Source organism: Neoroseomonas eburnea (assembly GCF_018129005.1).
Taxonomy (GTDB): Bacteria; Pseudomonadota; Alphaproteobacteria; order Acetobacterales; family Acetobacteraceae; genus Neoroseomonas; species Neoroseomonas eburnea.
In genome coordinates, this window is record NZ_JAAEDL010000003.1 from 186,449 (window position 1) to 210,597 (window position 24,149).

The window sequence follows — 24,149 nt, forward strand, 5'->3', positions numbered from 1 at the left end:
TCCCCTCCCCCGACCTTTCCCCATGCCCCCGCTGACCGGCCCTGCCCTCTGGACGCGGCTCGTCGTCATCGGCGCGCTCTGGGGCGCGGCCTTTCCGCTCATCCGCTGGCTCGCCTTCCATCTGCCGCCCTTCGCGCTGGCCGGCGTGCGCGGCGCGCTCGCCGCGACGGCGGTACTGGTCTTCCTGTGGTTCCGACGTGAACTGCCCGGCATCGGCCGCTCCGTCGTGGTCGCGGCGCTGCTGCTCGGCACGCTGAACGGCGTGCTGCCGAACACGCTGATGCCGATGGCCCTGCAGCGGATCGAGGCGGCACCGGCCTCCCTGGTCCAGGCGGCGGGGCCGCTGGTGGTGACGCTGCTCGCCGCCGCCTTCCTCCCGGGCGAGGTGCCGACGCGGCGCATGCTGCTCGGCGTCGCGGTGGGATTCTGCGGCATCGCGCTGGTGATCGGTCCGGATGGGCTCGGAGGCGGGACATTGCTGGGCGCGGCGCTGGTCTTCGGCGCGACCTTCTCCTACGCCGTCGGCACCATCTGGCTGCGGCGCGCGGATCGGGGACCGGCAGCGGCGCTCGCGCTGGCGCAGCAGGCGGTCTCGGCGGTGCTTTCCGGCAGCCTGGCCCTGGCGGTGGACGGGCCCGGCGCGCTGGTGCAGCCGCCGCAGGTCTGGGTGGTGGCGGTGGTGCTCGCCATCTTCGCGACCGCCGTGCCGCTCACGCTGTTCCTCGGCCTGGTGACGCGGGCGCGGGCGGCGGATGCGGCGATGGTGGGCTACCTGCAGCCCGTCTTCGCGACGGCCATCGCCGCGGCCTGGCTGGGGGAGGTGCCGTCCTGGCGCGTCCTTGCCGGCGGCGCGGTGGTGCTGGCGGCGATCTGGCTGGTGACGGGGCGACGGTAGCCGGCGGCGGGCGCCTCATGCCGCATCGCCGGAAACCCCGGCTTCGGCGTGGAGCACGGAGCCGGCGAGCCGCCCTCGCGCAAGTGCGGATGCGGTTCCCGGCGTCGCAGGCATCACGACGTCCGTCGCCGGCATCAGAGGGCGAGGATGCGCGCGACGCCGTATCGCCGGGCGAGTTCCGCCGCGATGACCGGCGCGCCGACGCCCACCGCCACCAGGATGATGAGGATATCCGGGTCGGAGACCCCGAATCCCTTCACCAGCACGATCCGCGTGCCGGCGAGCGCGAGGATATGCAGGAGGTAGATCGCCATGCTCCGCCGCCCGAGATAGGCGAAGGCTGCCCGGAGCCGGCCGCGCATCGCCGCGGCGACGGCGACGACGGCGGCAATGCCCGTGACGGCGGCGGGAATCGCGGCCTGCGACCAGGCGAGCATCGCGATGTCGATGGTGCGCAGGTCATCGAACCTCGCCGCGCCGACCGCCGCGACCGAATGCCCGAAGGTGGGCCAGGTCACGGCCGCCGCGACGCCGATGGCACCAGCCGCCTGCGCGCGTGAGAGAGGCGCCGGGGAAGCGAGCCATCCGCGCGCTCCGACAAAGCCACCAAGAGCGAAAAAGGGCAGCATCGTCAGCCCCATCGAGAAGACCAGCGGCAGACCCTCCGGCTTCGCGAGGCACAGCGCGAGCGACACCGCCAGCAGACCGGTCGCGCCGATGACCGGCAGGGCCAGCGCCGCCACCACCTGCACGACGAACAGGACGTAGAGGAACCAGAACTGCCCCGGCGGCCAGGTGAACAGCATGCCGACGAAGGCGCCGCCGAGGTCGGTCCCGGGCGCATTCACGAGGTCCGCGGCCGCATACACGACGAGAATCTGGACCGAGCACCACAGGAAATAGGGCCAGACGATGCCGGTCATGGCGCGCCTTGCGACATCCGCCCCGCCGGCGCCGAGCCGATGCGGGAAGAACAGCCCGGAGAGGAAGAAGAACAGCGGCATGTGGAAGAAGTAGAGCACCAGCAGCAGCGGCCTGAACCAGCCGGTCTTGGGCTCGATCCCGCCCTCCATCAGGCCGCCGATCGCGTGACCGACCACCACGAGCAGGATGCCGACACCCTTCGCGGCATCGACCCAGTCGAGCCTCGCCCCGACGGCCAGGTCCGCAGCCTGGCGCGCGGGCGCCAGGCTGGCAATCGGGGACAGCTTGAGCACCTGGGCCATGCCGCGCTTGTCCCGCGGGCCTGCCGCCCGGCTCAACGAGAGGCCGGGAAAACTTATGAATCGATAACGAAATAGTTACCCTGGACCGGCCCGGTCCTTTGCCGGCATGCGGGTGAAGATCCGGTTGCGCAGCGTCGGCGGCAGCGCCCCCACGAAACGCGCCATCGCATAGGTCGGCCAGGGATAGGCGATGCGCAGGCGGCCGCGCGCGATGCCGGCGAGCGTCCTCCGCGCCGCTTCCTCGGCATCCATCAGGAAGGGCATGGGGAAGGCGTTCGTCGCCGTCATCGGCGTGCGGACATAGCCGGGGCAGACGGCGTGCAGGCGGATGCCGCGGCGGCGCTCGGTGCCGTCCAGCGCCTCCGTCCAGCGCTGCACCGCTGCCTTGGTGGCGCAATAGGCAGGCGCGCCCGGCGCCGCGACGAAGGCGGCGAGCGAGGCGATCACCGCGATCCGCCCCCTCACCCCATCCGCCCCCGGCGGCTGAGCCGCCATCGCCCCGATCGCCGGCAGGGCGGTGTTCAGCACGCCGGTCACGTTGGTCTCGAAGATGCGGCGGGATTGGTCCGGGGGCTCCGTGTCGTCGCCCGTCCCGGCCGAGATGCCGGCATTGGCGATCACCAGGTCGAGCCGCCCGGCGCCTGCGATCCATTCGGCCATGCCGGCGGCATCCGTCACGCTCAGGACCACGGGGCGCACCTCCGCGCCCTTGGCGCGGCAGGCGGCGGCAGCCTGCTCCAGCCGGTCCGCGTCGCGGCCGGACAGGTGCAGCACCGCGCCCGGCCGGGCGCAGGCCTCGGCCAGCGCGCGCCCCAGGCCGGAGGAGGCGCCGGTGATCAGCACATGGGTCCAGGCGGCTTGCATCGGCTTCCTCCGCGGGGGAGAAGCGGCGCCATGGCCAGATCCCCCCTCTCCTCCATGACCGGCTTCGCCCGCGAGGGCGGCACGCTGCCGGACGGTTCCTCCTTCCTGTGGGAAGTGCGCAGCGTCAACGGCCGCGGCCTCGATATCCGCCTGCGCCTGCCCAACGGCTTCGACGCGCTGGAATCCGGCCTGAAGGAGGCGGCGGGGCGGGTGCTGAAGCGCGGCAACGTCTCCGCCACCCTGACGGTGAAGCGCGAGGAACGCACCGCCGCGCGGCTGACGCCCGATCCGGCCGCGCTGGAGCAGGCGCTGAAGATCGCCCTCGACCTCGCCGCCCGCATCCCAGGCTGCCCGCCGCCGCGCGCCGAGGCGCTGCTGACCCTGCCCGGCGTGCTGCGCGCCGAGGCCACCGAACCCGACGAGGCGGAGGAGGAGGCGAAGCGCGCCGCCATCGCCGTCGCCTTCACCCGCGCGCTGGACGGGCTGGTGGCGTCCCGCCGGACGGAGGGCGCGAAGCTCGCCGACATCCTCACCGTGCTGCTGGATGAGGTCGCCGCGCTGCGCGAGCTCGCCGGCAAGGAAGCCGCCGACCAGCCCGCCCTGCACCGGCAGCGGCTGCTGGAAGCCCTCGCCGCCCTGCTGGAAGGCGAGCGCCGCGTGCCGGAAGACCGGCTCGCGCAGGAGGTCGCGCTGCTGGCGACGAAGTCCGATGTGCGGGAAGAACTGGACCGGCTGTCGGCGCACATCGCCGAGGCGCGCCGGCTGCTGACTTCCGGCGAGGCGATCGGCCGCAAGCTCGACTTCCTGACGCAGGAATTCGTGCGCGAGGCCAATACGCTGTGCAGCAAGTCGTCCAGCACGGCGCTGACCCGCATCGGGCTGGAGCTGAAGGCGGCGATCGAACGGCTCAAGGAGCAGTCCGCGAATGTCGAATGACGGCATCGCGCGGCGCGGCCTCTGCCTGGTGCTCGCCGCGGCGCCGGGGGCGGGCAAGACCTCCGTCTCCCGCGCGCTGCTGGAAACCGAGCCGGAGCTCTCCCTGTCCATCAGCGCCACCACGCGCGCCCCGCGCCCCGCCGAGCAGGAGGGCGTGCACTACTTCTTCAAGACCCAGGACGCCTTCGACGCCATGGCCGCGCGCGGCGAGTTCCTGGAACATGCGCGCTTCCTCGGCCGGTCCTACGGCACGCCGCGCGGGCCGGTGGAAGCGGCGCTCGCCGCCGGGCGGGACGTGCTGTTCGACATCGAATGGCAGGGCCATCGCCAGATGAAGGCCGGGCTGCCGGAGGACGTGGTCGGCATTTTCCTGCTGCCCCCTTCCCTGCCGGACCTCGAAGCCCGGCTGCGCAACCGTGGCCAGGACGGGCCGGAGGAGATCGCCAAGCGCATGGCGGCGGCGCGCGAGGAGATCACCCATTGGGACGAGTTCGACCATGTGGTGGTGAACCGGGACTTCGCCGCGACGGTCGCGCAGGTGCGCGCCATCCTGCATGCGGCGCGCAGCGAGCGGCGGCGGCAGCCGGGGATGGCGGGGTTCATCGCGCGGCTGCTGGCCGGATGATCGGCGCAGGCGCACCGGAGAGGGGCGCCGCCCCTCTCCGAACCTCTCCCCGCCGAGGGCCGAAGGGCCCTCGGAACCCATGACTCCGGTTCCGGTTTCCAAAGGCCCTTCGGCCTTTGGTGGGGTGGTTCGGAGGGGCAAGGCCCCTCCGGCGCACGCCTGACCCATGGGCGTCATCCTCGACATCGTCGCGCCGGTCTTCGCCATCGTCGGCCTCGGCTACCTGGCGGCGGTCCGGGGCCTGGTGGACCAGGCCGGCTTCCGCGGCCTCAACGACTTCGCCTTCTCCCTTGCCGCGCCGGCGCTGCTCTTCGTCGGCGGCACCTCGGGCCATGTCGGCGGAGGGCCAGCGGCCGTCGCCTTCTTCGTCCCGGCCGTCATCCTCTATGGCGGCGCGCTGCTGCTGGCGGCGCGGCGGATGGCGATGCCGCTCGGGGAAGCCGGGCTCTTCGCGCTGAACTGCACCTTCGGCAACACGGTGATGATGGGCATCCCGCTGATCGCGGCCACCTTCGGCCAGGCCGGGCTGCCCATCCTGATCACCATCATCGCGCTGCATTCCATGGTGCTGCTGACGCTCGGCACGGTGGTCGCCGAGGTCGGGCTGCATCGCCACGCGCCCTGGCGGCGGATCGTCGTCGCGACCTTCGCCGGCATCGCGCGCAACCCGGTGGTCGCCACGGTCTTCGTCGCACTGGCCTGGAGCACGATCGGCCTGCCGGTGCCCGGCGTGATGCGGCGGACGCTGGAAATGCTCGGCGCCGCGACGCCGCCGGTGGCGCTGTTCTGCCTCGGCGGATCGCTCGCCGCCTTCAGCGCCGGGCAGTCGTGGCGGGAGGTCGCCTGGGCGACGGTGCTGAAGCTCGCCGCGCTGCCGCTGATGGTCTGGGGGGCCTGCACGCTGCTCGCGCTCTCCCCGCTGGAGACCGGCGTGGCGGTGATGACGGCGGCGCTGCCCACCGGGGCCAACGCCTTCCTGCTGGCGCGGCGCTACGCGACCGGGGCGGACCGGTCGGGGGCGACGGTGCTGGTCTCGACGGTGATCTCGGTGTTCACCCTGGCGGCGGTGCTCGCCTGGATCCGCCCGTGACGGCGGCGGGGCCGGATGCCCGGCCCCGCACCGGATCAGGCCCGCAGGGCGGGAAGCATGCGGCGCAGCGTGCCGTCGCGCAGCACGAGGTGGTGCCACAGCGCGGCGGCGACATGCAGCGCGACCAGCGCCAGCAGCAGGTTGGCGATAACCTCATGCGCCTCGCCCCAGACCCTGCCGCCGCCGATCGGAAAGGGCGCCGGGATGACGTTGTCGCCGAAGATCGCGAGGCGACGGCCGCGCGCCCAGCGGTCCAAGGCGCCGGTCAGCGGCAGCGCGACCATCATCGCGTAAAGCGCCCAATGCATCGCTCCAGCGGCGAGACGGGCGGCCAGGCTGCCTTCGAGCGGCGGCTGCGGCAGCAGCAGGCGCCGCAGCAGCCGGATCATCACCAGCCCGAAGACCAGCGTGCCGAGGCTGTAATGCACCATCATCACGGTGTCGCGCTGCGGCCCGCGCGGCCAGTCCTCCAGGGTGAGGCCGAGCGCGAAGGCGGCGACCAGCAGCGCGGCGGCGCCCCAGTGCAGCAGCATCGTCGTCGTGCCGTGGTTGGGTGCCGAAGGCGCGCCGCCCGGCAGCCGGGCTTGGGCAGAGGTGGTCATGGCAGGATCCTCAAGGCGGTCAGGCTGCCCGGCCGATCAGCCGGCCGGGCACGGGGCGCGGCATGCGGTCAGCGGCTGCGGCGGGTGACGGCGCCGGTGGTCGCATCGACGCGGAGCGCGACGCGGCGGCCCTCGGCGTCGGAGGCCTTCACCTCCCACTGGCCGTGCTCCCAGTCGAGTTCGCGGACCGGGCCGTAGCCGGCGGCACGCACCGCCGCCACGGCAGCGGCCGCATCGACGCGGGCGGCGGTGACGGCGCGGTTCTCCTCGGTGCGGCGGTCGTCGCGGTCGGAGGCCATGGCGGGCACGAAGGGCGTCGCTGCGGCGAGTGCGAGGGCCAGCGCGGCGGCAGGGCGGAAACGGCGGATCACGGTGTTCTCCTCGGGATGTCGATTGCGGTGCTTCCGCAACGGGGCGCATCCTCCGTCCCGCCACCTGAACCGGCGCTGAGCCGCCCGTTCAGCCGGGGTTCAGGTGGCCTGCGTCAGCCTTCGCCCATGCGCCGAGCCCTGTTCCTGCTGCCTCTGCTGCCCCTCCTCGCCCAACCGGCGCACGCCTCTGACCGGCGCGACCACGAACGCGCGCGCGCCGCCCTCGCCGCGGGGGAGATCCGCCCCCTCGCGGATCTGCTCGCCGAGGTCGAACGCCGCTACGTCGGCACCGTGATCGAGACCGAGCTCGATCGCGACAACGGCCGCTGGGTCTATGAGTTCAAGCTGCTGCCGCCCTCCGGCCGCGTCTTCGAGATCAAGCTCGACGCGGCGACCGGGGCGCTGATCCGCAGCCGCGGGCCGGTGCAGGAACGCCGCTGATGCGCGCCCTCGTCGTCGAGGACCATGCGGCGCTCGCCGGCCAGCTCCGCGACGCGCTCGCCGAGGCCGGCTTCGTCACCGATGTCGCGGCGGATGGGGAGGAAGCGCTCTTCCTCGGCGAGACCGAGCCCTATGACGCAGTGGTGCTCGACCTCGGCCTGCCGCGGCTCGACGGGCTGTCGGTGCTGAAGCGCTGGCGCGCCGGTGGGCGCGGCATGCCGGTGCTGATCCTGACCGCGCGCGACGCCTGGAGCGAGAAGGTCGCCGGCCTCAATGCCGGCGCCGACGACTACCTCGCCAAGCCCTTCGTGATGCCGGAGCTGGTGGCGCGGCTTCACGCCCTGGTGCGCCGCGCGCATGGCCACAGCAGGCCGGAGATCGCACTCGGCCGGCTGGTGGTGGACACGGCGGCGCGGCGGGTGCTGCTCGACGACGCGCCGGTGCGGCTGACCGGCCTCGAATACCGGCTGCTCGCCTACCTGGCGCTGCGCGCCGGGGAGGTGGTGTCCAAGACCGAGCTCACAGAGCACCTCTACGCGCAGGATTTCGACCGCGACAGCAACACGCTGGAGGTGGTGGTCGGCCGCCTGCGCCGGAAGCTCGGCGAAGGCCTGATCGAGACGCTGCGCGGCCAGGGCTACCGGCTGGCGGCCGGATGAGGCGGCCGCGATCGCTGACGCTGCGCCTCGCCCTGGCGGCGGGGCTGTGGGTGGCGGCCGGGCTGGGCGCGGCGGCCTGGTTCGTGACCGATGTGGCGGTGCGCCAGGTGGAGACCGCCTTCGACGCGCGCCTCGCCGGGCTGCTCGATGGCGCCGCCGCCGCGGTGGCGATCGATGCGGAGGACCGCGCTGTGGTGACGCGCCCCCCGGCCGGGGCCGATTTCGACCGGCCCTTCTCCGGCGCCTATTGGCAGGTGACCGGGCCGGGCGGTGTCGTCACGACCTCCCGCTCGCTGTGGGACCAGTCGCTGCCGGTGGCGATGGAAGGCCATGCCGTGATCCTGCTGCGCGATGCCGCCGGCCCGCGTGGTGAACCGCTCCGCGTCGCCGAGCGCGACCTTCTGCTGCCGGGCGCAACCGGGCCGGTGCACGTCGCCGTGGCGCTGTCCCGCGCGCCGACCCTGGCCGAGATCGCCCGGCTGCGCGGCGTGCTGGCGGGCGTCTTCGCGCTGCTCGGCCTGGGGTTGGTCGGCGGCGTCGTGGCGACCGTGGTGACCGGCCTCGCACCCCTGCGGCAGGCGCGGCGCGCGCTGGCCGAGGTGCGGGAGGGGCGCCGCGACCGGCTGGACCTGATCGCCCCGGCCGAGGTCGCGCCGCTGGTGGCCGAGGTGGATGCGCTGATCGCCGCCAACCGCGCCACGGTGGAGCGGGCGCGCACCCATGTCGGCAACCTCGCCCATGCGCTGAAGACGCCGCTCGCCGTGTTGCGCAACGCGCTGGCGGCGGCACCGCCCGACTTGGCGGCGGCGCGGGCCGAGGCCGTGGCGCTCGACCGCCTGGTGCAGCACCACCTCGCGCGGGCGCGCACCGCGGCGCGGGCGGGCGCCGGTGCCGCGCCCGCCGTCGCTCCGCTCGCCGTCGCCGAGGAGGTGGCGGCGGCGCTGCGACGCCTGTTTGCCGGGCAGGACCGCGTCATCGCGGTGACGGGCGACGCTGCCGCGCGGCTGCGCGTCGATCCGCAGGACCTCACCGAGATGCTCGGCAACCTGATGGAGAATGCCTGCACATGGGCGCGGCGACGCGTCACGGTCGCGGTCGCCGGCGGCGCCATGGTGGAGATCGCCGTCGCCGATGACGGGCCCGGCCTGCCCGAGGGCCAGCGCGGCGCGGCGCTGGAACGCGGCGTCCGGCTGGACGAGGCGACGCCGGGCGCGGGGCTCGGCCTCGCGATCGTCGCCGATCTCGCGGCGCTGCATGGCGGGTCGCTGGAGCTCGGCCGCGCGGCGTCGGGCGGGCTGTGCGCGACGCTGCGCCTGCCGGCGCGCGGGGCGGTGCCCGCAGGGTGAAGGGTCAGCCGGCCGCCGCGTCGCCGCGGTGGCGGGCTCGAACGCCGCGGCCGTCACCGCGGTTCAGCTGCGCGCGGCGACCAGCTGCGCCAGGCGATCGAACTCCGCGACGCTCAACGTCTCCGCCCGCCTTGCGCCGTCGATTCCGGCGGTGGCGAGCAGCGCCTCCGCATTGCCCAGCGACTTCAGCGCCCCGCGCAACATCTTCCGCCGTTGCCCGAAGGCGGCCGCCGTCGTGCGCTCCATGGCGGCGAACAGCGCAGGCCCGGGGTCCTCGGCATGCGGCGTGAAGCCGACCACCGCCGACCACACCTTGGGCGGCGGGCTGAAGGCGCCGGGCGGCAGGCGCAGCAGCATCTCGCAGCGGCAGCGCCACTGCGCGAGCACCGACAGTCTTCCGTAGGCCTCGGTGTCCGGCGCGGCGCAGATGCGCTCGGCGACCTCCTGCTGGAACATCAGCGTCATGCCTTCCAGCGCCGCCGCGCCGCGCAGCCAGCCGACCAGCAGCGGCGTCGCGACGTTGTAGGGCAGGTTGGCGATGATCTTCCTCGGTGCCGGGACCAGCGCGGCGGGATCGACCTTCAGCGCATCGCCCTCGACGATGCGCAGCCGCCCGGGATGCGCGGCGGCGAGGTCCGCCAGCACGGCGACGGCGCGGCGGTCGAGTTCCACCGCCACGACCTCCGCCGCCGGGCTGGCGAGCAGCGCGCGGGTCAGGCCGCCCGGGCCGGGGCCGACCTCGATGACATGACGGCCATCCAGCGCCCCGGCCAGCCCCGCGATCCGCGCACAGACCGCGGGATCGAGCAGGAAGTGCTGGCCGAGCGACTTGCGCGCGTCGAGCCCGTGCCGCGCGACGGTTTCGCGCAGGCTCGGCAGGTCCGCCCCAGTCACGGGTGCTGCGTCAGCCGCGGCGCTGCGGCTGGCCCGCGGCCGGCGCCTCGCGCGGAGCGGCCGGCTCGTTGCGGATGTCGATCTGCGCCCGGCGCTGAAGGTCGCGCAGCACCTGGCGGGAGATCAGCTCCACCCGCTCCCGCAGGAGCCGCTCGCGCGCCTGCTCGGGGGTGATCTCGGCGAGGTTGCGGGTTTCGCGCGCACAGACGGCGATCACCATCACGCCGTCAGGCGAGATGATCGGCTGCGACGGGCGGCCGACCGGCAGGCTGCCGAGCAGATCGCGCAGTTCGGGCGGGTTGACCGTTTCGAGCCGCACCTGGCCGGGATCGGGCGGACGCGGGCCGCCGCGCGCCGCGGTCTCGATCGCCTCGCAGCTTCGTGCGCTTTCGGAGAGCTGCTGCGCGCGGTCCACCTGGCGGAGTTGCTGCGCGGTCGGCGCCGCGGGATTCACCTGCCCCTCGAAGGGGAAGAAGGCCTGACGGAGCGTCAGCAGGGTCGCCATGTCGCGCCCCGCGATCCGCTTCTGGCGCAGCGTCACGATGACGAAGCCACCGGGCACGCGGATCGGGTTGGAGACCGCGCCCTCGGGCATCTGGCGCACGATGGCGGCGACTTCCGGGTCGAGCCGGTCGGGCTGGATCCAGCCGAGGTCGCCGCCGAGCAGCGCGGTCTGCGCCTGGCTGAACTGCGTCGCCACCATCGGGAAGGGTGCGCCCTGGCGCAGCCGGACGATGATGTCGGCGACGAAGCGCTGGACCTCCGGCTCCTGCCCCGGGTTGGAGACGGGGATGTAGATCTCCGAGACGAGGAATTCCGGCTGGCCGGTACGGGCGCGCGCGGCATTCACGTATTCGTCGATCTCGGCTTGGCTGATGTTGGCTTGGCTTCCGAGTTGGGTGCGCAGCAGCCGGTTCCAGCCGATCTGGGCGCGGATCTGGTCGTAGAGCACGCGCGGGTCGATGTTGGCGCGGCGCAGGTTGTCCCGCAGGCCGCCGGGGGGCAGGCCGTTGCGGTTCTCGATGTCGCCCACCGCATTGGCGATGTCCTGGTCGGTGACCGGTATGCGGCGGCGGGCCACTTCCTGGGTGCGCAGCCGCTCATCGATCAGCAGGCGCAGGATCTGGTCGTTGGCGCGTCCGCCGGTATCGCCGGTGATGCCCGCGGTCAGGGCGAGCAGCCGCCGGCGGCTCTCGACCTCCTGCAGGGTGACGACGTCGCCGTTCACCACCGCGGCGACGCGGTTCGCGCGTTGCGCCGCAGCGGGCGGCGCAAGGGCGAGCAGGCCGAGCAGCGCGGCGGCCGGCAGGACCGCGAGGCGCCGAAGGCGCCGGGCGGGGGGAAGCGTCACGGCTGTCATGGCACCGCTCTTTAGGACCTGCGGAGGCCGCGGGGAAGCGCGGAAGGGCGCGCGCGGCGCCGGTCGTGCAGGCGCCGGCACCCGCATCGCGGGGGAATCGCGCCCGCGCGGCCTGCGAGGGCCGGCCGCGCCGGCACCCGGCCGCCGCCGCGGCCCGGCGCCCCTTCCCCGCCCGCCCGGGGTGAAGACCGGCTCGTACGGATCTCAGATCGCCCGGAAACCGACATCGCCCACGGTCTTGAGCCCGATCCGGAACAGCAGGACGGTGTTCGCCGGATAGAGGTTGTTGGTCGCCGGGTCCTCAGCGAAGCGCTTGAAGACGCGCGCTTCGAGCAGGAAGCACTCGTCCTCGTAGGCCGCCGAGGCGCTGATCGCGACCGGGCGGTTGATGTCGATATCGTAACGCCCGTAGGCGCTGAAGCGCCAGTGGCCGAAGCGCTGGGAGACGCCGACCGCGACCTCGTTCCGATCCCGCACCGGCGTCAGGTAGGGCACCGCCGGCGTGTAGAGGTAGCCGCCGGTGACCGTGGTGGCGGTCTCGAAGCTGACGGAGGTCGAGAGGTCGAGGAAGCGAGTCGCGCCGTTCTCCTGGTCGAAGCGGCCGCGGCCGAGGAACTCGAGCCATGGCGTCGGCATCACCCGCGCCCGCGCCACGTAATCCGACGCGCGGTTCTCGAGGCCGCTGCCCTCGTAGAACGGGCCGCCGTCGCGCTGGACCCGGTAGGAGGCGCCGGCCAGGCCCTCAAGCATACCGCCATTGGGGAAGTACCAGGCGCCGCGCAGCGCGTAGTCGACGCGCGTGCCGCCTTCCTGCCGGTCCCGCCCGCTGAAGCGGTTCAGGCTGAACAGGTTGGCGTCGGTGAATTCGAGGTCGATGCTGTCCTCGTTCGGCACCCCGGCCTGGTTGCCGGTCAGCGGGCCGCCGACGAGCTGGATGCGCGGCTCGATCACCTGGTGGCCATACTCGCCGGCGCTGCGCACGAAGGGCATGCGCCAGTCGATCGCGGCGCGGATGTTGGCGGTGCCGGTCGATCCATTGTTGGCGGCGGTCGAGTAGTTCGGCGCGCCCGAAAGGTCGGTGAAGGCGTAGGCGGCGAGGTCCGACTGCGCGCGCAGCGTCCACAGCCCGCCCACGCCGTCGGTGTAGGGCAGGCTGTAGCCGATCCGCACGGCGCCGCGCTGCGTGTCCGTGCCCTGGTCGCGGAACACCGCGAAGTTCCAGGTGTCGACGGTGAAGGTGCCGCCCAGCGCATCCGGCTGCGAGCGCCAGTCGAGGTAGATGTTGGGCAGGACGTAGGGGATCTGGCTGTTGTCGTCGGTCGCGCGCAGCCCCTGGAAGGCGCGGCCTTCGATGCGGGCATAGGCGTCGGTGCCCCAGAAGCCCTCGGTGAAGACCGTCTGGTTCAGGATGCGCCGCGCGCCGTAGCGGTAGATCCGAAGGTAGTCCTCGGAGGTCGCCCAGTTGAAGTCGAAGCCGGTGCGCCAGGTGTCGTCGATGTTGAAGCGGCCGCGCGAGAAGATGTGCCCGGCGGCGCCGCGTTCCGTGTTCGAATCGCCATTCAGGTAGCCGATCGAGCCTTCCGCCTCGACCTCGCCGAAGTTGAAGCGGCGGCGGTATTCGAGGCCGAGGTTCGGCACCTGCCGGGTCGCGATCTGCGGCCGCAGGACGAGCTCCTGGCTCTCGTCGATCGCCCAGTAGTAGGGCGTCTCGACGAAGCCGCCGAGGTAGCCGGTGATGCCGAAGGTGGGGCTGAGGAAGCCCGATTGCCGCGGCGCCGAGCCCGCCGGGTGCTGCAGGTAGGGCGTCCAGAACATCGGCACGCCGCCGAATTCCACCACCGCGTCGCGGTAGCGCGCCTGGCGCCCCGCCTGGTCGAGCGTCGCGGTGCGCGCGCGGAGCTGCCAGACCGGCGGCGCCAGCGGGTCCTCCCGGCAGGGGTCGCAGGAGGAATAGACCACGCGCGACAGGTCGAAGAAGTTGCCGTCGGTGCGCCGCGCGCCGGCGGCGGCGAGGCGCCCGTTCTGCGCCAGCAGCGCGCGCAGGCCTTCCAGCACGCCGTCGCGGAACTGGTTTTCCAGCACGACGCTGTCGGCGAAGACCACCTGGCCGTCCGCCTCGATGAGCTGCACGTTGCCGCGGGCGGTGGCGACGCCGGTGTTGCGGTCGTAGGTGAACTCCTCCGCGCGCAGCACACGGTTGCCCTGCCAGGCCTCCACATTGCCGCGGGCAACCACCAGGGCGCGATTCTGGTCGTATTCGAGTTCCGCCGCCGTGAAGGTGACGGGCTGGTCCGGCGACGTAGGTGCCGCGGGGGCGGGCGCCGCGGCAGCGGGCGGCCCGCCGGGCAGCACCGGGGCGATGTCCGCCGGCTGGGTGATCGGCGGCATCACGTTGGTCTGCGCCAGGGCCGGCGCCGCGCCCAGGGCGAGCAGCGCGGCAATGCGGGGCAGAGTCGGTGTCATGGCCAAGCCCCTTCAGCCGTCCTCAAGGTGCAGCAGCAAGGCGGTCGCCAGCAGGAAGCCGGCGCCCGCCGGCGCCCAGGCAGCGAATACGACGGGCAGCGTGCCCGCCTCCCCGAACTCGCCGGTCACCTTGTCGATCACGAACAATGCGAACCCGGCCGCAACGCCGCCGCCGATCATCTGCGCCACGCCGCCTCGGCGCGACGAGCGCATCGAGAAGCCGGCCGCCAGCAGCGCCATCGCCGCGGCCAGCAGCGGCAGCGCGAGCAGCGACTGGAATTGCAGCTGGTGCCGCACCGCCGAGAAGCCGGCCGATTCGAGTACCTGGATGAAGTCCGGCAGCGCCCAGAAGGACAGCGTGTCCGGGCTGGCGAAGGAATCCTGGATGCGCGTCGGCGTCAGGTCGGTCACCAGTTCCAGCCGCTGCGCCGGCGCCGGCATGCGGTCGGCGCCGAACACCACCGCACCGGTGATCAGCCAGCGGCCGGGAGCGAGCACCGCGGAAGGCGCCTCCAGCCGCGCGAGCGGCCGGTCGTCGGCCGAAAGGCGCCACAGGCTCACGTCATCGAGGCGGAACGCCTCCCCCGGCCGCAGGTCGCGCACCGGCACCGGGCGGCCCGAAAGGATCGCGACGCCGCGCGGGTCGAGCCCCGGATCCGCCTGCCGCAGCCACAGCCGCCCGCCGGCGAGGGCGGAGATGCCGCTGGTGTTGCGCAGGTACTGCGCGTCGAGCCGCTCCGCCCGCGCCAGCATGGCGGAGGAGAGCGGCGAGATGCCGGTCGTCGCCACCGCGCCGAGCAGCACCGCCACGCCGACCGGCCCGGCCAGGAACCCCCAGGCGGAAACGCCGGCCGCCCGCGCCACCACCAGCTCCGAAGACCGCGTCAGCCGCCAGAAGGCGACGATGCCGCCGAGCAGGATGGCGAAGGGCAGGATCTGCATGGCCACGAAGGGCAGGCGCAGCGCGGCGATCTGCGTCACCAGGGCGAAGGTCGCATCCTGGCGCGTCGCCGCGCGGCGCAGCAGCTCGATCAGGTCGAACAGCGCGACGAGGCCGGCCAGCGCCGCGAGCATGGCGAGCGTCATCGCCGCGAAGCGCCGCGCCACGTAGATCATCAGCGTGCGCGCGAAGGTCATGGCGTGGCCGGTACCGCCGGACGGGCACGGCGCAGGCCGGCCCGCCGCCCGACGCCGAGCCACCAGGCGGCGATGACGCCCGGCAGGAGCGTCTGCACCCAGATCAGCGGCACCCAGGTGTTGTCGCGCTGGGCCAGATTGCCTGCCGTCAGCCCGAGCGCCAGCAGCCCGACCACCAGCGAGATCCCGACGGCGATGCGCATGCCCCCGCCATGGCGGCGGAATTCGCCGGTCAGCGCGACCGCCAGCCCGACCAGGGCGAAGGTGAGCGTCGTCAGCGGACCGGACAGGCGCTGGTGCGCTTCCGCCCGGAAGCGGCGGATCTCCCTCTCGCGCAGGCCCTCGGAAGGATCGGGGTTGAGCAGTTCGGCCACCGGCCGCTCGCGCGAATCGCGGCTGCGCGCCTCCTCCCCCCGCGTCGCGCGGGCGAGGTCGACGCTGTTCTCGGAAAAGGTGAGGGTGTTGAGCCGCAGCGGCGGCGTGCCCGGGGCGGCATTCGCCGGCGCGCGCTCGACCTGCTGGCGCACGCCGTTCAGCAGCGTCACGCGCGGGCCGGTGGGGCCGGTGCTGATGCGGCCGGCCTCGGCCAGGATCGTCACCGGCACGCCGGGATCGCGCTGGTCGTGCACCAGGATGCCGCGCAGCGTCCCGTCCGGGTCGCGATAGCGGGCATAGACGGTCAGGTCGTCGCCCACCTGGGAGAAGACGCCTTCCTGCAGCAGCACGCCGACGAGCTGGTTGCGGATCTCGAACTGCCACTGGCGGAAGGCGGTGTGGGAGAGCGGCACCAGCCAGAGGTTGAGCGCGAAGCAGGCGCCGGTCGCGAGCAGCGCCAGCAGCACCGCCGGGCGCGACAGGCTCCATTGCGACAGCCCCGCCGCGCGCATCACCACCAGTTCCCGGTCTGCCGCCAGCCGCACGTAGATGAACAGCACCACGACGAAGGTGGTGATCGGCAGGATGACCGCGAAGAAGGACGGCAGCATCAGGCTGGTCAGCTCGACGAAGACCAGCATGGAGAGGCCGCGGTCGAGCACCAGCTCGATGAACCGGAGCGACTGGGTCAGCCAGACGAGCGCCGCCAGCCCCACCGTCACGGCGATGAGGGCGAGCGAAAGCTGACGGAAGAGGTAGCGGTCGATCCGGGTCATGGGGGATGCGGGCAACCTAGAGGTTTGTCCCCCGCGCCGGAAGTCTTGCGGCAGAGCGGGCGTTACACTGTAACGGATGCAACCGGAGGGCGCGGATCGGGGCAGAATGCGACGAATCGAGGGGCTTTGCCCCCCCACGCCGCCCCACCAAAGGCCCAGGGCCTTTGGAAACCGTCACCTGGCGCCGGGCACGGCAGGCAGCATGGGGCGCCGGGACACGGGTTCGTGCGCGAGGTCAGGGCAGGACCTTGCCCGGGTTCATCAACCCGGAGGGGTCGAGCGCCGCCTTGATTCGCTTCATCGCATCGAGTTCGGCCCCGCCGCGCCAGACCTCCATCATGTCGGTCTTGAGCCGGCCGATTCCGTGCTCGGCGGAGAAGGAGCCGTCGAGATCGCGCACCACCTCGTTCACCGTGTCCATGATGTCGTGGCTGCGGGCGAGGAAGGCCGCCCCATCCATGTCCACCGGCTGTTCGAGGTTCATGTGGATGTTGCCGTCGCCCAGATGACCGAAGGGCACGGGGCGGGTGCCGGGGATCAGCGCGATGCAGGCGGCCGAGGCACGGCGGATCAGCTCCGGCACCTTCGACACCGGCACGGAGACATCGTTCTTCACCGAGGCGCCTTCCTTGCGCTGCGCCTCGGGGTGTTCCTCGCGGATGCGCCAGATCGCCGCGCGCTTCGCCTCGTTGCCGCCGATGACGGCGTCGAGCACCTCGCCCTCCTCCATCGCCGCGCCGAGGACCTGTTCGGCCAGGCCCTGCAGGTCGGCATCGGCGCGCGTCGAGGCGAGGTCGACCAGGATGTAGTGGTCGGCCCGCTCCGCCAGCGGCAGCGTCACGCCGGGGATGTGCTTCACCGCGAACTCGACGCCGGTGCCCGACATGTATTCGAAGGCGCGGATGGCGGTTTCGTCGGCCTCGCGGAAGCGGCGGAAGACGGCGAGCGCGGCGTCCTCGTCGCGCACCGAGCAGAACAGGACCTCATTGGCCCGCGGCCGGGCGAACAGGCGCAGCGTGGCGGCGGTGACGATGCCGAGCGTGCCCTCCGCCCCCACGAACAGGTGGCGCAGCGCGTAGCCGGTATTGTCCTTGCGCAGCCGGCGCAGCCCGTTCCAGACCTGCCCGTCGGGCAGCACCACTTCGAGGCCGAGCATCAGCTCGCGCGCATTGCCGTAGCGGACGGTGGTGTTGCCGCCGGCATTGGTGCTGAGCACGCCGCCGATGGTCGCCGTGCCCTCGGCGCCGAGGCTGAGCGGGAAGAGGCAGCCGCATTCCGCCGCCGCGTCCTGCGCGGTCTTGAGCACGACACCGGCCTCGGCGGTCATGGTCATGTCGACCGGGTCGAGGTCGCGGATGCGGTTCATGCGCGCGAGGGACAGCACGACCGACCGGCCGTCCTCGGTGGGCGTCGCGCCGCCGACCATGGAGGTATTGCCGCCCTGCGGCACGATGGCGATGCCGGCGGCGGCGCAGAGGCGCACGCATTCGGCGACCTGCTCGGTCGAGGCCGGGCGCAGCACCGCCAGCGCCTTGCCCTGGTAGAGGCTGCGCCAGTCGGACAGCGCCGGGGCGATATCCGCGGAATCGGTCAGCACGCCCGCGGGGCCGAGCAGGGAAATCAGGTCGGCCAGCAGGCGATCGGGCGGAAGGGCGTCAGGCATGGCGCGGAGAAAACGCCCGACCGAGGGCCGGGTCAATCGTCCCGCGACGGGACACGCGGCGCTGGCCTCCCCTGCCGTGCTGCCGCGCTTCCCGGCCTGACCCTCACCCCTTGCCGGTCATCCGGGCAAACACCTGGCGGTCACGGTTTTCCTGCATCAGCATCGTCAGGCTCGGGATCTTCCCGAGGCCCAGGCCCTGCGGCGGGCCGCCCTCGGGGTCGGCTTCCACCTTGCCGTAGGGCTCGGAGGCGACCTTCTCCCATTTCCCGGCGGGCTTCTTCACCTCGATGGTGACGACGGTCGCCTTCAGCAGCATGCGCACGATCGCCTCCTTGGGGGAGGACGGCTTGGTCAGGCTCGGATTGCCGCCGATCATCTGCCAGCCATTGGCGAGCGCCCAGGCGGTCAGCGCATCCTTGTCCATGTCGGCGTTCCTTCGCGTTGTGCGGGACCTATGGGCCGTGCGGGCGGCAGGGGCAATGCGCCCGCGCCGTCAGAGGAAGGCGAGGCCGACCACCGCGCCGGCGCCCAGCACCCAGAGCGGCGAATAATCCGTCCGCCAGACGAACAGCGTGGAACACGCCGTCACCACCGCCGGCAGCCACCCGGTCGCTGTGCCGCGCGCCAGAATCAGGCCCGAGGCCGCGATCAGCCCGACCGCGATGGGCACCAGCCCGCGCTCGATGGTCTTGAGCCACAGCCTGCCCGCCAGCCTCGCCCGCAGGCGGGAGAAGCCGAAGGCCATGAAGGAGGTCGGCAGCGTCATCGCCAGCACGGCCGTCAGCATCCCGCCGATGCCGCCGACATGCCAGCCGAACAGCCCCACCACCAGCACGTTCGGCCCCGGCGCCGCCTGTGCGAGGGCGAAGCGCCGGGCGAAATCGGCATCCGACATCCAGCCATGCACCTCGACCACCAGGCGGTGCATCTCCGGCAGCACGGCGATGCCGCCGCCGACCGACACCAGCGAGATCGCCCCGAAGCCGAGCACGAGCTGCCAGAAGACCGTGGCCGTCATCGCGCCCGCATCGCCCGCCGCGCCGCCCAGATGCCGAAGGGGGCGAGCCCCAGCACCACATAGGGCAGCGGCACCCGGAACACCCCCGCGGCGACCAGCGCCGTCAGCCCCACCGCCAGCAGCGCCGGCGGCGGCTTCAGCTTCTGCGTCATCTTGGCCGCGGTGCCGATCACCATCCCGGCCGCCGCCGCGGCGACGCCGGCCAGCACCGCCCTGACGAGCGGGACCTCCCCATAGGCGTCGTAGAAGGTGGCGAGGCCGGCCAGCAGGATCAGCGGCCCGCCGAACATCGCCCCGGGCGCGACGATCGCCCCCGCCGTGCCGTGGAACCGGTCCCCCACCATGATCGCCGCGTTGAGCGCGTTCGGGCCGGGCAGCACCTGGCCGAGGCCGAGCGTCTCCGCATAGTCCTGGTCGGTCAGCCAGCGCTTCTCCTCGACCAGCACGCGCCGCGCCCAGGCATTGATGCCGCCGAAGCCGATCAGCCCGATCTTCCCGTAGGTCAGGAACAGGTCGAGCAGGGTCGGGACGGGGCGCGGCGGCGGATCGGACATGCCGCGACAGGGGACAGCGGGGAGCAGGCGGGATCAATCCCCCCGGCTCGTCGGGGCTGCGCTGTGCGCGGTGCAGACGTGCCAGGCGCGGGGACCTGCCGCGCCGGCGGCTGATGCGGGCCGGGACGCAGCCAGGGCGGCGACAGGACGCGGGGGAGGAGAACCTCCCCCGCCCCCCTCCCTTCTCTGGGCCTTGGGAACCCTCGAAGGGCGGCGTCACACCAGCGGCACGAGTTCTTGACTCGTGCCGAGGCCGCGACGGGCACCCGGCCACCTTGCCTTGCAACGTGACCGGGGATCCGGAATGCGGCCCGCCGGTGGTCCGGCGACGCCAGGCAGGCCGGAGGTTTGCGCCCGGCGCCTGAGGGCACGAAACGGCCGATGCCAGCGGTGGCGAATAGCGGCCGTTGGCATCAGGTCTTGCGGACGTTCCAGAAGAAGGGAACGGGGCTCGGCAGGATGTCCTGCACGTTCCGCCGGAAGGCGGTCGGCTGCCACATCTGGCCGACGGTGATGTAGGGCACGACCTCCATCGCACGGGCCTGCATCAGCCCAGCGATGCGCTTCTGCTCGGCCTCGGTCGGCGCGACGAGGAACTGGTCGCGCAGCGACTCGAGCTCCACATCCGTCGGCCAGCCAGCCCAGGCATTGGCGCCATGCGTGCGCAGCGGCGCATGCAGCGCGGGATTGGCGAGATCGGGCCCCACCCACCAAGTATGGAAGATCGACCAGCCGCCCTGCGCCGGCGGATTGCGGCTGGCGCGGCGGGCCAGCACGCTGCCCCAGTCGGTCGCCACCAGTTCCACATTCATCCCGAGCCGCCGCAGCAGGTCCTGCGTGACGAGGGACTGCGCGTGGTTCGCCGGGATGTCGGTCGGGCTGATGATGATGACAGGCTCATTGGCATACCCGGCCTCCCGCAGCATCTGCCTCGCGCGGTCGAGATTGCCGGCCATGCGGTCGGCGCCTTCGGTGGAGGCGAGCGGCGTGCCGCAGGAGAAGACCGATTTGCATTCCCGGTAGTAGCGGTCGTTGCCGACGACCGCCTGCAGGTAGTCGGCCTGGTTCACCGCCATCTGCACGGCACGGCGGATGGCCGGGTTGTTGAAGGGCGGATGCAGGTGGTTGAAGCGCAGCATCAGGATGCTGCCGACCGGGTCGATCTGCTCGATACGGACCTCGCGGGAGCGCTGCAGCAGCGGCAGCAGGTCGAAGGCCGGCTGTTCGTACCAGTCCACCTCGCCGGTCTGCAGCGCGGCGGCGGCGGTCGCCGGGTCGGGGATGATGCGCCACTCGACGCGTTCGACATGCACCCGCTTGCCGCCCGCGGCGGAGGAGGAGGGTTCGTTGCGCGGCACGTAGCCCGTGAAGCGCTCATAGACCGCCTGGCTGCCCGGCACCCATTCGGCGCGCAGGAAGCGGAAGGGGCCGGAGCCGACCGCCTCGGGCACCGGCGTGTTCGGATCCAGCGTCGCGAACCGCTCGGGCATGATGAACGGCACCTGGGAGGACAGCTTCCCGATGGCGTCGATCAGCAGGGGGAAGGGCCGGCTCAGGCGGATGCGGAAGGTGCGGTCGTCCACCGCCGTCATCTCAGCGACTGCGGCCATCAGGGTCTGGCCGAAGGAATCGCGCGCGCCCCAGCGGCGGAGGGAGGGAATGACGTCCCGCGCCCGGACCGGTTCGTTGTCGTGGAACCTCAGCCCTTCGCGCAGGCGGAAGGTCCAGACCAGGTCGGTGCCCGACCCTTCCCAGGATTCGACCATCTGGGGGCGGATGCGGAACTCGGCATCGGTCGCGAACAGGGTATCGTAGACCATGTAGCCGTGGTTGCGGACGATGTAGCCCGTGGTCCCGACCGGGTCGATCGAGGCCAGGTTGGAATGCGGGATGAAGCGCAGGACATTGCGCCCGGCCCCCTGGGCGAGGGCCGGCGCGGTGAGGCCTGCGGCGGCGGTCGCGGCGCCGGCGGCCAGGATGGAACGGCGGGTGAGCATGGGTTGGGGAAGCCTCCTCACGGTTTTCGTTGTCCGTTACTTGACGCCGCACCCTGTCGGCAGGCAAGGGCGCGGGCCATCTGGCCCTTGACCGGGACCGCCGGGACCGCCTAGGCCCCGCCGCGCTTCCATGTTAAGCGCCGGGTTCCGCGGGGGCCCGGGGCGCGAGTCCGGCCGGCACCGGTCGGAACGCAGTCGGCATATTGGCACGGGTCAGGCCCGGCAGAACGGAGAGAGTCACGCGATGAGCGACACCGCCGAGAAGGTCAAGAAGATCGTCGTCGAGCACCTCGGCGTCGAGGAAGCGAAGGTGACGCCCGAGGCGTCCTTCATCGACGACCTGGGCGCGGACAGCCTCGACACGGTCGAGCTGGTCATGGCCTTCGAGGAAGCCTTCGGCGTGGAGATCCCGGACGACGCGGCCGAGAAGATCACCACCGTCAAGGACGCGATCGAGTACATCGAGAAGCACAAGGGCGAGTAACGCCCGCAATTGACCGGGTTTGGGGGGTAGAGCGCGTGTTCCAGAACGGTTTCTCGCCGCGACGTGTCGTCGTGACCGGCATGGGCATCGCCTGCCCGCTCGGCCTCGGTGTCGAGCATGTGTGGAAACGCATGCTGGCCGGCGAATCCGGCATCGGCAGCATCCAGTCCTTCGACGTCTCCGCCCTGCCGGCCAAGATCGCCGGGCAGATCCCGTCCGGCGTGAAGGCGGACGGCGGGCTCGACATCAACGAATGGATCCCGGTCAAGGACCAGAAGAAGATGGACCGCTTCATCCAGTTCGCGCTCGTCGCGGCTGAGGAAGCGGTCGCCGATTCGGGCTGGACTCCGCAGGATGAGGAGGCGCGCTGCCGCACCGGCGTGATGATCGGCTCGGGCATCGGCGGGCTCGAGACGATCCACGAGGCCGCGCAGCTCGCCGTCTCCGGCAAGGCCAAGCGCATCTCGCCGTTCTTCATCCCCTCCGCGCTGATCAACCTCGCCTCGGGCCAGGTCTCGATCCGCTACGGGTTCAAGGGGCCGAACCACTCGGTCGTCACCGCCTGCGCCACCGGCGTGCATGCGCTGGGCGACGCGGCGCGGCTGATCGCGCTCGGCGATGCGGACGTGATGGTGGCCGGCGGCGCGGAAGCAGCGGTGTGCGAACTCGGCGTCGCCGGCTTCTGCGCCGCGCGCGCGCTGTCCACCGCCTTCAACGACACGCCGCAGGCCGCGTCCCGCCCCTGGGACGAGGGCCGCGACGGCTTCGTCATGGGCGAGGGCGCGGGCGTGGTGGTGCTCGAGGAATACGAGCATGCCAAGGCGCGCGGCGCGAAGATCTATGCCGAGGTCATCGGCTACGGCATGTCGGGCGACGCCTACCACATCACCGCACCGGCCGAGGGCCACGAGGGCGCCTTCCGCGCCATGACCGCGGCGCTGCGCAGCGCCGGCCTGACGCCGGCCGACGTCCAGTACGTCAATGCCCACGGCACCTCGACGCCGCTCGGCGACGACCTGGAGCTGGAAGCGGTGGAGCGCCTCTGGGGCGATGCCGGCAGGGGGCTGGCGATGTCCTCGACCAAGTCGGCGATCGGGCATCTGCTCGGCGCGGCCGGCGCGGTCGAGGGGATCTTCTCCATCCTCGCCATCCGCGACAAGGTCGCCCCGCCGACGCTGAACCTGGAAAAGCCGTCGCGCGAGAGCGCGATCGACCGTGTCGCGCTGCAGGCCCAGCCGCGCAAGATCGATGTCGCCCTGTCCAACTCCTTCGGCTTCGGCGGAACCAACGCCAGCATCGTCTTCCGCGCCGCCCCCTGAGGCGCCGGAGGGCGTGACCAGGCGCACGCCGCCGCTGCGGCGGCGCCTGCGGCGTGCGGGCGTCGCGCTCGTGGTGCTGCTCGGCCTGTTGGCCGGCGGCGGCTGGGCTGCGCGCACCGCGTATCATGGCTGGTCCGCGCCGGGCCCGCTCGCCGAGCCCACGCGTATCGTCATCCCGCGCGGCGGCACCGAAACCATCGCCGCGACGCTGGCCGCGCGCGGGGTCATCCGCGACGCGCGCGCCTTCGCCCTCGCCGCCTGGGTCACCCGCGACCAGGGGCCGCTGCGGGCGGCCGAATTCGCCTTTCCCGCCGGTGCGCCGCTCTCCGAGGTGCTCCGCATCCTGCGCGAGGAACGCCCCGTGCAGCGCCGCCTGACCATCGCCGAAGGGCTGAGCGCCCACCAGATCCGCGCACTCCTCGAACGGACCGATGGCCTGGTCGGCGAAGCCCCGGCGATCGGCGAAGGCGAGCTGCTGCCCGAAACCTACGCCTACGAATGGGGCGAGAGCCGCGCCGCCATCATCCGCCGCGCCGCGGCGGCGATGGAGCGCGCCCTGGCCGCGGCCTGGGCGGCACGCGCGCCCGACCTGCCTCTCAACTCCCCGCGGGAGGCGCTGGTGCTCGCCTCGATCGTCGAGCGCGAAACCGGGCGGGCGGAGGAACGGGCGCAGGTCGCCGGGGTCTTCGTGAACCGCCTGCGGCGCGGCATGCCGCTGCAGTCGGACCCGACCGTGGCCTACGCCGCGACCGGCGGCGAACCGATGGAACGTGCGATCAGCCGCGCGGATCTCGAGCGGGACCACCCGTTCAACACCTACCGCAACCGCGGCCTGCCGCCGGCGCCGATCGCCAGCCCGGGGCGCGCCTCGCTGGAGGCGGCGACCAGGCCGGATGCGACGGACGCGCTGTATTTCGTCGCGGACGGGACCGGCGGGCACGCCTTCGCGCGCACGCTGGAGGAGCACAACAGGAACGTGGCGCGGTGGCGGGAGATCGAACGGCGGAACGCGACGCGGTGATGGAAGGCGGGGGAGAAGGGAACTTCTCCCCCC

The 24,149-nt window shown here is 72.7% G+C and carries 24 protein-coding genes; 10 read left to right on the forward strand and 14 right to left on the reverse strand.

The window, feature by feature from the left end:
• Positions 1–22 precede the first annotated feature (22 nt).
• On the forward strand, positions 23–895 hold the full coding sequence (locus GXW74_RS04825) for a DMT family transporter (RefSeq protein WP_211845144.1): 873 nt from the start codon (positions 23–25) through the stop codon (positions 893–895).
• Between the two features lie 134 nt (positions 896–1,029).
• Here the strand turns inward: GXW74_RS04825 and GXW74_RS04830 are convergent, their stop codons facing one another.
• Together GXW74_RS04830 and GXW74_RS04835 are read right to left on the reverse strand one after the other, a co-directional pair.
• Positions 1,030–2,121, reverse strand: coding sequence for an acyltransferase family protein (locus GXW74_RS04830; protein ID WP_211845145.1), 1,092 nt, complete (start codon positions 2,119–2,121; stop codon positions 1,030–1,032).
• Positions 2,122–2,196: 75 nt separating this feature from the next.
• Complete coding sequence (locus GXW74_RS04835; RefSeq protein WP_211845146.1) at positions 2,197–2,985, reverse strand: SDR family NAD(P)-dependent oxidoreductase; 789 nt, start codon at positions 2,983–2,985, stop codon at positions 2,197–2,199.
• Positions 2,986–3,015: 30 nt separating this feature from the next.
• On the opposite strand from GXW74_RS04835, the gene GXW74_RS04840 reads away from it, so the two are divergent.
• The 3 genes from GXW74_RS04840 to GXW74_RS04850 all read left to right on the forward strand — a co-directional run bounded on the left by GXW74_RS04840 (position 3,016) and on the right by GXW74_RS04850 (position 5,636).
• A complete protein-coding gene (locus GXW74_RS04840) occupies positions 3,016–3,921 on the forward strand; it encodes a YicC/YloC family endoribonuclease (RefSeq protein WP_246522882.1) in 906 nt (301 codons plus the stop codon).
• The gene (gene gmk, locus GXW74_RS04845; RefSeq protein ID WP_211845147.1) at positions 3,911–4,546 is read left to right on the forward strand and encodes a guanylate kinase; all 636 of its coding nucleotides are present in this window, start codon (positions 3,911–3,913) and stop codon (positions 4,544–4,546) included. Before GXW74_RS04840 ends, gmk begins: the two co-directional genes overlap by 11 nt.
• Before the next feature lie 166 nt (positions 4,547–4,712).
• Positions 4,713–5,636 (forward strand): AEC family transporter, encoded by a 924-nt coding sequence (locus GXW74_RS04850; protein ID WP_211845148.1) that lies wholly within the window; start codon positions 4,713–4,715, stop codon positions 5,634–5,636.
• 35 nt (positions 5,637–5,671) lie between these two features.
• Here GXW74_RS04850 and GXW74_RS04855 read toward each other — a convergent pair whose 3' ends face one another.
• On the reverse strand, positions 5,672–6,238 hold the full coding sequence (locus tag GXW74_RS04855) for a cytochrome b (RefSeq protein ID WP_211845149.1): 567 nt from the start codon (positions 6,236–6,238) through the stop codon (positions 5,672–5,674).
• A 68-nt stretch (positions 6,239–6,306) separates the two neighbouring features.
• Positions 6,307–6,609 carry a PepSY domain-containing protein gene (locus GXW74_RS04860; RefSeq protein ID WP_211845150.1) on the reverse strand — a complete coding sequence of 101 codons (303 nt, stop codon included), beginning with the start codon at positions 6,607–6,609 and terminating at the stop codon, positions 6,307–6,309.
• A gap of 126 nt (positions 6,610–6,735) precedes the next feature.
• On the opposite strand from GXW74_RS04860, the gene GXW74_RS04865 reads away from it, so the two are divergent.
• From GXW74_RS04865 to GXW74_RS04875, 3 genes are read left to right on the forward strand one after another with little or no spacing between them, the layout of a single operon-like run.
• Positions 6,736–7,050, forward strand: coding sequence for a PepSY domain-containing protein (locus GXW74_RS04865; RefSeq protein ID WP_211845151.1), 315 nt, complete (start codon positions 6,736–6,738; stop codon positions 7,048–7,050).
• Positions 7,050–7,709, forward strand: a complete 660-nt coding sequence (locus GXW74_RS04870) for a response regulator transcription factor (RefSeq protein WP_211845152.1) — start codon at positions 7,050–7,052, stop codon at positions 7,707–7,709. The genes GXW74_RS04865 and GXW74_RS04870 overlap by 1 nt, the downstream gene beginning before the upstream one ends.
• Positions 7,706–9,055 carry a sensor histidine kinase gene (locus tag GXW74_RS04875; protein WP_211845153.1) on the forward strand — a complete coding sequence of 450 codons (1,350 nt, stop codon included), beginning with the start codon at positions 7,706–7,708 and terminating at the stop codon, positions 9,053–9,055. Before GXW74_RS04870 ends, GXW74_RS04875 begins: the two co-directional genes overlap by 4 nt.
• A 63-nt stretch (positions 9,056–9,118) precedes the next feature.
• On the opposite strand, the gene rsmA is transcribed toward GXW74_RS04875, so the two are convergent.
• The 10 genes from rsmA to GXW74_RS04925 form a co-directional block, all read right to left on the reverse strand.
• On the reverse strand, positions 9,119–9,949 hold the full coding sequence (gene rsmA / locus GXW74_RS04880; RefSeq protein ID WP_211845154.1) for a 16S rRNA (adenine(1518)-N(6)/adenine(1519)-N(6))-dimethyltransferase RsmA: 831 nt from the start codon (positions 9,947–9,949) through the stop codon (positions 9,119–9,121).
• A 10-nt stretch (positions 9,950–9,959) separates the two neighbouring features.
• A complete protein-coding gene (locus GXW74_RS04885; RefSeq protein ID WP_246522884.1) occupies positions 9,960–11,309 on the reverse strand; it encodes a peptidylprolyl isomerase in 1,350 nt (449 codons plus the stop codon).
• Between the two features lie 204 nt (positions 11,310–11,513).
• Positions 11,514–13,772, reverse strand: coding sequence for an LPS-assembly protein LptD (locus tag GXW74_RS04890; RefSeq protein WP_246522886.1), 2,259 nt, complete (start codon positions 13,770–13,772; stop codon positions 11,514–11,516).
• Positions 13,773–13,784: 12 nt separating this feature from the next.
• Positions 13,785–14,909 (reverse strand): LPS export ABC transporter permease LptG, encoded by a 1,125-nt coding sequence (gene lptG / locus GXW74_RS04895; protein ID WP_211845156.1) that lies wholly within the window; start codon positions 14,907–14,909, stop codon positions 13,785–13,787.
• Positions 14,906–16,060: an LPS export ABC transporter permease LptF gene (gene lptF / locus GXW74_RS04900; RefSeq protein WP_211845157.1), complete on the reverse strand. Its 1,155-nt coding sequence runs from the start codon at positions 16,058–16,060 to the stop codon at positions 14,906–14,908. The genes lptG and lptF overlap by 4 nt, the downstream gene beginning before the upstream one ends.
• Positions 16,061–16,295: 235 nt before the next feature.
• The gene (locus GXW74_RS04905; RefSeq protein ID WP_211845158.1) at positions 16,296–17,723 is read right to left on the reverse strand and encodes an FAD-binding oxidoreductase; all 1,428 of its coding nucleotides are present in this window, start codon (positions 17,721–17,723) and stop codon (positions 16,296–16,298) included.
• A 103-nt stretch (positions 17,724–17,826) separates the two neighbouring features.
• Complete coding sequence (locus GXW74_RS04910; protein ID WP_211845159.1) at positions 17,827–18,147, reverse strand: hypothetical protein; 321 nt, start codon at positions 18,145–18,147, stop codon at positions 17,827–17,829.
• 69 nt (positions 18,148–18,216) lie between these two features.
• Entirely contained in the window at positions 18,217–18,741 is a 525-nt protein-coding gene (locus tag GXW74_RS04915) for a chromate transporter (RefSeq protein ID WP_211845160.1), read from the reverse strand.
• On the reverse strand, positions 18,738–19,295 hold the full coding sequence (locus tag GXW74_RS04920) for a chromate transporter (RefSeq protein ID WP_211845161.1): 558 nt from the start codon (positions 19,293–19,295) through the stop codon (positions 18,738–18,740). Before GXW74_RS04920 ends, GXW74_RS04915 begins: the two co-directional genes overlap by 4 nt.
• A gap of 413 nt (positions 19,296–19,708) precedes the next feature.
• The gene (locus tag GXW74_RS04925; protein WP_211845162.1) at positions 19,709–21,292 is read right to left on the reverse strand and encodes an ABC transporter substrate-binding protein; all 1,584 of its coding nucleotides are present in this window, start codon (positions 21,290–21,292) and stop codon (positions 19,709–19,711) included.
• Between the two features lie 244 nt (positions 21,293–21,536).
• On the opposite strand from GXW74_RS04925, the gene GXW74_RS04930 reads away from it, so the two are divergent.
• The 3 genes from GXW74_RS04930 to mltG are packed head-to-tail and all read left to right on the forward strand — an operon-like array spanning position 21,537 to position 24,116.
• Entirely contained in the window at positions 21,537–21,776 is a 240-nt protein-coding gene (locus GXW74_RS04930) for an acyl carrier protein (protein ID WP_211845163.1), read from the forward strand.
• A 35-nt stretch (positions 21,777–21,811) separates the two neighbouring features.
• The gene (gene fabF, locus GXW74_RS04935; RefSeq protein WP_211845164.1) at positions 21,812–23,095 is read left to right on the forward strand and encodes a beta-ketoacyl-ACP synthase II; all 1,284 of its coding nucleotides are present in this window, start codon (positions 21,812–21,814) and stop codon (positions 23,093–23,095) included.
• Between the two features lie 13 nt (positions 23,096–23,108).
• Complete coding sequence (gene mltG / locus GXW74_RS04940) at positions 23,109–24,116, forward strand: endolytic transglycosylase MltG (protein WP_338148141.1); 1,008 nt, start codon at positions 23,109–23,111, stop codon at positions 24,114–24,116.
• Positions 24,117–24,149: the final 33 nt, after the last annotated feature.